The organism is Alphaproteobacteria bacterium, assembly GCA_018662925.1.
Taxonomy (GTDB): Bacteria; Pseudomonadota; Alphaproteobacteria; order 16-39-46; family JABJFC01; genus JABJFC01.
This window is the reverse complement of sequence record JABJFC010000037.1, coordinates 1-5,450: the sequence shown is the minus strand read 5'-3', so window position 1 is coordinate 5,450 and position 5,450 is coordinate 1. Positions and strand designations below refer to the sequence as shown.

Genomic DNA, 5,450 nt, shown 5'->3' with positions numbered 1-5,450 from the left:
TTGATTCGGGCATTTGGGTGACAAATAGTTCGGCTAAACAACTCATTGACGGGCTCCTTCGATCATTAAATACGCCCTATTTTAACGTATTATCAAATCATATCAATAGGTTAAGCCGTTTTTATTACGCAGAGGTTTCAAAGCAATCAAAGCCAAGATGGATAAGCTTAATAATGAAGTTCTCCCCAAGGTCTCTCACGACAAAGAAGCCCGCATAGGTTGTAAAGGAAAGGACAAGTTCTGGTATGGCTATAAAGAACATACCAGTGTTGACATGCCATCAGGTTTAATTAACAAGGTTGCTATTACCCCTGCCAATGTGAGTGATGGAGATGGGTTAAAGAGTGTTTGTCCTCGTTCAGGAGCAGTTTATGCAGACAAGGGATATTGCTCTCAAAAAGCTCGCCGGACAGCCCTTCAAAAAGGAGCTCATTTGAGAGCTATATTGAAGAATAATATGAAAGCAAAGAATAAAGACCTTGATCGTTGGATTAGCGGTATCAGGGCTCCGTATGAAAGAATCTTCTCAAAAAGAAGTAAGAGAGTTCGTTATGTTGGCGTTGTTAAGAACCAATTTGCCGCTTTGATGCATGCTATCACTTTTAACATGAAACGCTTAATTGAGCTTCCACCCCCCAAACTTGTTTAAACTCTAATGGACAAGTCTGTCTGAAATCTAGAAAAATACAAAAAAAGCCGTTAAAAAAAGTGAAACTCTCCTGCATAGAGATAAGATTAGCTAGCTTTAACCTACAAATTTTCCAAATCTCTATCTTTCTACAGACCCTAAAGGAAAATACTGCACGCGCATGAAGAGAAGAAAAATAATATGGTTTTTTTATTCCTATATTTTCTGGCATTGTTTTTAATACAGGTACTAGCTATAGTGGGCTCGTTGTCTCTTTTGTATAAGATAGAACGCAGGCCTCATTATGAGGACAATAAATTCAGAGTGTTTTAAGGAAAAGGGAGTCAGCTTGATGGCCGGAAAAATTCTTTTAATAAATGGTCCAACGTCCAGTGGAAAATCATCTATCGCAAATCTTTTATGTGAAAGCGATTTTTCTTTTCAGAAGCTAAATACAAAGAAAATAGCCTCTGATGTATTAAAAAATCATGAAAAAAAATACTTTGAGAGTGACTTGAAGTATGCATCAAGTTTGATAGGCCAACCTGTTCCAAATGTTAAAACTCTCACCTATTTTTGCGAGAACTCTGAGAATTCTGAAATTTACTCCTTATATCAAAAAGTGCATAAAAAAATAGAGGAGATGTCATGTTCTCTTTTTCAAGAACTTTACACAGCCTTTAGAGATGAAGCTATTTCCCTGACTTCTGGTGGAGAAAACTGTGTTATTGACCATAATATATTTTTAGATCCATACCCCTATAGAAACCAAGTGTTTTTCAAATTGTTTAGAGATTTTGGAGAGACCTTTAAAAGCTTAACTCTCTATACTAATGTTGAGCAGATTTTTCAAAACAATCTTAGACGGAATCATAAGTTTATAGAGTTTGCAGAAAAATTTAGTAGTTGGAAAGATGCATTTGAGATAATGGATGCAGAGGAAAGTAAGGCTGGACAGACATTTCTTCACTACAGGCAACCAATGCAGGTAATACAAAATTTGCAATTGCATTATCGTATACGGACGGATGAAGATCAAAATGGTGAATTACTAGAAGTTATAAAAAGAGAGGATTTCCTCTCACTAATTTCTAAAATAGAATTAGCTCAGTCTCATTTGATGGGTTATTTAATAAGAAAAGGCTATCCTCTTGTCCACTCAAAGGGTTTCTTGAGGTTTATAGACCCTAGGAAAACTTTTTTGTTTGTAGATCAATTAAAAGAGTCTGAATGTGTGTATATATATAACAAACGCTTTTCCCATGATTTTTTGGTAAAAAATAGCTGGAAAAATAAGTTACTTTCTCTAGAAAAAAAGGACTTAAAAGGAACTCCTTTAGAGGTGTTGAGGCCATGGCTTCAGGGAAAGAGGCCTTTGGGTGAAGATGTTTCTAGAGTTGCTAAAATTGTTTCTATAGAGAATTTTTTAGAAGAGAAGCGATTAGATTCTATTTTTGAGGAAATTTTTCAATCCCTTTTGGGTGGGCAGGTTAAATCAGTAGTTCTTCAAGGCTTACAGATTGCTAAAGATGGCTTTTCTCTTTCTAGAAAATCCTCAGGGAAATTTTGTATTGTTTACTTACATAGAAAAGAAGCTAGTTTTATAGATAGGGAAGAAAATGCAATCTTCCTAGCTCTCTTCACTAAAAAGCTCTTTGAATCTGGTGTTGAATTCCCTGTGCCAGATGTTGAGGAACTAGAAATTTCTTGCTCTCAGGGCGATGATATTTTTTCTTCTTTTGCGGTTTTGGAAAAGAAGCATGCTACGGAAGGGCTTACGCAAAGCAATAGTAATTCCTTGGGCAAGGAAGTCTCTTCCCTCTCCTCAGTTTGCTAATTTATGTGAAGGGGCAATAAGGCATGCTTCTTACCTTAGAATTTATACCTGTTACTTCTTTAAGACCGACAGAGGCATTTTCTGAAGATATTATTTGTGATTTATTGAAGAGCATAACCTGCTCTTCTTTTAACAAGCCTCTATTTATAGATAGGGAAAATAGATTTATTTTGGATGGGCATCATCGCTACGAGGCGGCACAAAGAATGGGGGTGCAGTATCTTCCAGCTTTTTTATTAGACCACAGGGATAAAGCTGTGCAGGCATACTCTAGAGATACAGGTGAGATTCTGAATAAAAAAGAGCTCTATGAGCTATATAAATTGGGAAAATTACTAAGGGTCAAGTCTACAAAATATGTGGTTGAGTCATGTCCAGATATAGATTTAAAAATTCCTCTAAGTATGTTGATGGAGACAGAAATAAAAAAGGGCCAAGTTTTTCCTTCTCCTTCAGCTGTTAGTATGTCTAATGGCTATACAGAATTAAAATCCGTAGTTAGCTGTCCAGTTTTTGTTAAAAATGAAGGATTCAATCTTGCGGGTTCAATTAAGCTGAAGCCAGCACGAAGAATGATTAAGGAATTGGAAAAAAAATATCCAGGGAAGAGCTTACAGGTTATAGAATCCACTTCTGGTAATATGGGTGTTGCATTAAGTATGGTTTGTGCAGAAAGGGGGCATAAATTTACAGCTGTGGTGGATCCTAATATTACGGAGCAAAATTTACACTCTATGTTGGCGATGGGATCAAATATTATTACTGTCAATGAAAAAGACTCGAATGGAGGGTATTTGCAAACTAGAATAAATAGAGTTCGCTCTGAAATTCAGAATAATAGGGAGCTTTTTTGGTCGAATCAATATACATCAGACTGTAATTGGCTGTCTCATTTTGAGAGTACGGCCCCTGAAATTTTCAATTCATTTCCAAAGGTTGATTTTTTGTTTGTTGGTGCTGGAACTCTAGGAACGTTAATCGGTTGTGAAAAATATTTTAGACAGTATTCAAAAAATACAAAGGTAATAGCTATTGACATACTTGGGTCGGTAACGTTTGGGAGTGTTGAAAAATCACGACATATACCGGGCCTTGGGGCAAGTAAGAAACCTCCCCTTTTGCAGCATTTTACAGGGGCTCATGTTCACGTTTCAGAGGAAGAAACTCTTCTTATGGCACAGGAACTTTCTTCACAAGGTTGCTTATATGGGGGGTCAACATGCTCTGTCTTGGCAGGTATCCGGAACTATTTCAAGGAAAGGGAAATCTTTGAAGGGGCTACTATAGTAGCTATATCTCCAGATTTTGGTGCTAAATATTTAGAGACTATGTATAGCAAAAAATGGTGTGAGGAAAAAATAGGATTCTTTAAAAAATGTGAGGAGAAGGCCGCATGAGTATAACTAAAAAATTTTCTATTGTTCAAGCAGGGGCCATAAAAGAGAAGATTTCTAGAAACTACAAAGAAATAGAGAAAATTGTATCTGATGTATATTACTCCCATAAAAAGAAGCAGCATATTAACCCTGCAAGCTCTTTTTTAAGGTTTCCAGATCAGCCTCAGAATAGGATTATTGCGCTGCCTGCACATGTCTCTCATCAAGGAGAAGGTGTTAGTGGGGTGAAATGGATTGCAAGTTATCCTGGAAACCCTAGACAAGAAGGAATCCCACGGGCGTCAGGAGTTCTAATATTAAATTGTGGAAAAACAGGTTTCCCTTTTGCTTGTATGGAGGCAGGCAATATCAGTTCCGCCAGGACAGCAGCCTCTGCAACTTTGGGCGCCTACTATTTAAATCATAAAAAGCGTTTTGTACGACAAATATGCTTTATTGGAGCGGGGGCTATTTCAGAACAAATCCTCAGATTCTTTAAGGGGACGGGATGGGACTTTGATGATTTAGTTGTTTATGATCAGGATATAAAGAGGGCTGAAATGTTCTGTGAAATGGCACAGTTCAGTGGAAAGAGGACAAGAGTTTCTTCCTCTCTAAAGGGCGCGATAGAAGATTCTGATATTGTCGTTTTTGCAACTACAGCTTTGGAACCTTATGTCCATGCTTCAACTTATTTTTCTCATGCTCCAATTGTGCTTCATATTTCGCTGCGTGACTTGTCCGAGAAAATAATGCAAACTTCTTTTAATATTACGGATGATACCGAGCATTGTTTACAGGCAAACACTTCTCTTGCAAGGGCTGTTTCAGAGATTGGACATAAAAAGTTTATTGATGGAACTATTGCGGATTGTATTGATGAGAACTTAAAAGTTCCCCAAGGTAAAACAAGAATCTTTTCACCATTTGGCATGGGAATATTAGATATTGCTGTTGGGACGTATATCTATGAGAAGTGCTCTTTGAGAGTAGAAATAGAAGATTTTTTTTAGGAAAATTGCATGAAGACAGCATCTACAATTATCTCTGATATTAAGAAAGACGGGTATTCTGAATTCGTAAATGTTTCTTTGAAGGACACTCTCTATATTTCAGCCTACCAGAGCCTTGATGAAGTTGTAAAATATTTGAAAACAGATAAAAGGTTTGTTGACCTGAATAACTCTTTGGAGTTGGATTTAGAGAAGGTGGATACAGATGGTTTTCCAGAAAACAGTTATTTAGGATTCAATTGCTTGAAGAGTAAAAGCAGAAAAACAAAGGTCTTCCTTCATTATAATGAGGCCTATCATGAAACTATATTGGAGAAATATAGGATTCTTATAAATGAGTATCCCTTCTTTGCCCTATTACTTTCTCAGTTGAAGAAAATATTGGATACTTCAAATAAAATCTTTCAGGAGCATATTCATGAAATTAATAAAGAGGTTAAGGGCGCAGAAAAAGTTATATATACCCAAAACGAATCAAAGTGCCGATTTCAGTAATTGAAAATCATCATTGATGCGATCCACCATATCGTGGGAAATTTTTGGCCAAGTGATTTCAAAAAAGTCCATGATTGATCTTCGAAATTCTTTTGCAGAAG

At 36.6% G+C, this 5,450-nt stretch carries 5 protein-coding genes; all 5 read left to right on the top strand.

Annotation, left to right across the window (positions count from 1 at the left end):
• The first annotated feature begins 157 nt into the window (after positions 1-157).
• The 5 genes from HOL16_02480 (at position 158) to HOL16_02460 (ending at position 5,349) form a co-directional block, all read left to right on the top strand.
• Positions 158-649: a transposase gene (locus HOL16_02480; GenBank protein MBT5389561.1), complete on the top strand. Its 492-nt coding sequence runs from the start codon at positions 158-160 to the stop codon at positions 647-649.
• 331 nt (positions 650-980) lie between these two features.
• Positions 981-2,465, top strand: a complete 1,485-nt coding sequence (locus tag HOL16_02475) for a hypothetical protein (protein ID MBT5389560.1) — start codon at positions 981-983, stop codon at positions 2,463-2,465.
• A gap of 23 nt (positions 2,466-2,488) precedes the next feature.
• Positions 2,489-3,862: a pyridoxal-phosphate dependent enzyme gene (locus HOL16_02470; protein MBT5389559.1), complete on the top strand. Its 1,374-nt coding sequence runs from the start codon at positions 2,489-2,491 to the stop codon at positions 3,860-3,862.
• Positions 3,859-4,854 (top strand): 2,3-diaminopropionate biosynthesis protein SbnB, encoded by a 996-nt coding sequence (sbnB, locus tag HOL16_02465; protein MBT5389558.1) that lies wholly within the window; start codon positions 3,859-3,861, stop codon positions 4,852-4,854. Before HOL16_02470 ends, sbnB begins: the two co-directional genes overlap by 4 nt.
• A gap of 9 nt (positions 4,855-4,863) precedes the next feature.
• Positions 4,864-5,349: a hypothetical protein gene (locus tag HOL16_02460; protein ID MBT5389557.1), complete on the top strand. Its 486-nt coding sequence runs from the start codon at positions 4,864-4,866 to the stop codon at positions 5,347-5,349.
• Positions 5,350-5,450 lie beyond the last annotated feature (101 nt).

Excerpts from the sequence above, each read along its gene's own strand:
- HOL16_02480 (MBT5389561.1), top strand. The coding sequence starts at position 158 with ATGGATAAGCTTAATAATGAAGTTCTCCCCAAGGTCTCTCACGACAAA.
- HOL16_02460 (MBT5389557.1), top strand. The coding sequence starts at position 4,864 with ATGAAGACAGCATCTACAATTATCTCTGATATTAAGAAAGACGGGTAT.
- sbnB (MBT5389558.1), top strand. The coding sequence starts at position 3,859 with ATGAGTATAACTAAAAAATTTTCTATTGTTCAAGCAGGGGCCATAAAA.
- HOL16_02475 (MBT5389560.1), top strand. The coding sequence starts at position 981 with ATGGCCGGAAAAATTCTTTTAATAAATGGTCCAACGTCCAGTGGAAAA.
- HOL16_02470 (MBT5389559.1), top strand. The coding sequence starts at position 2,489 with ATGCTTCTTACCTTAGAATTTATACCTGTTACTTCTTTAAGACCGACA.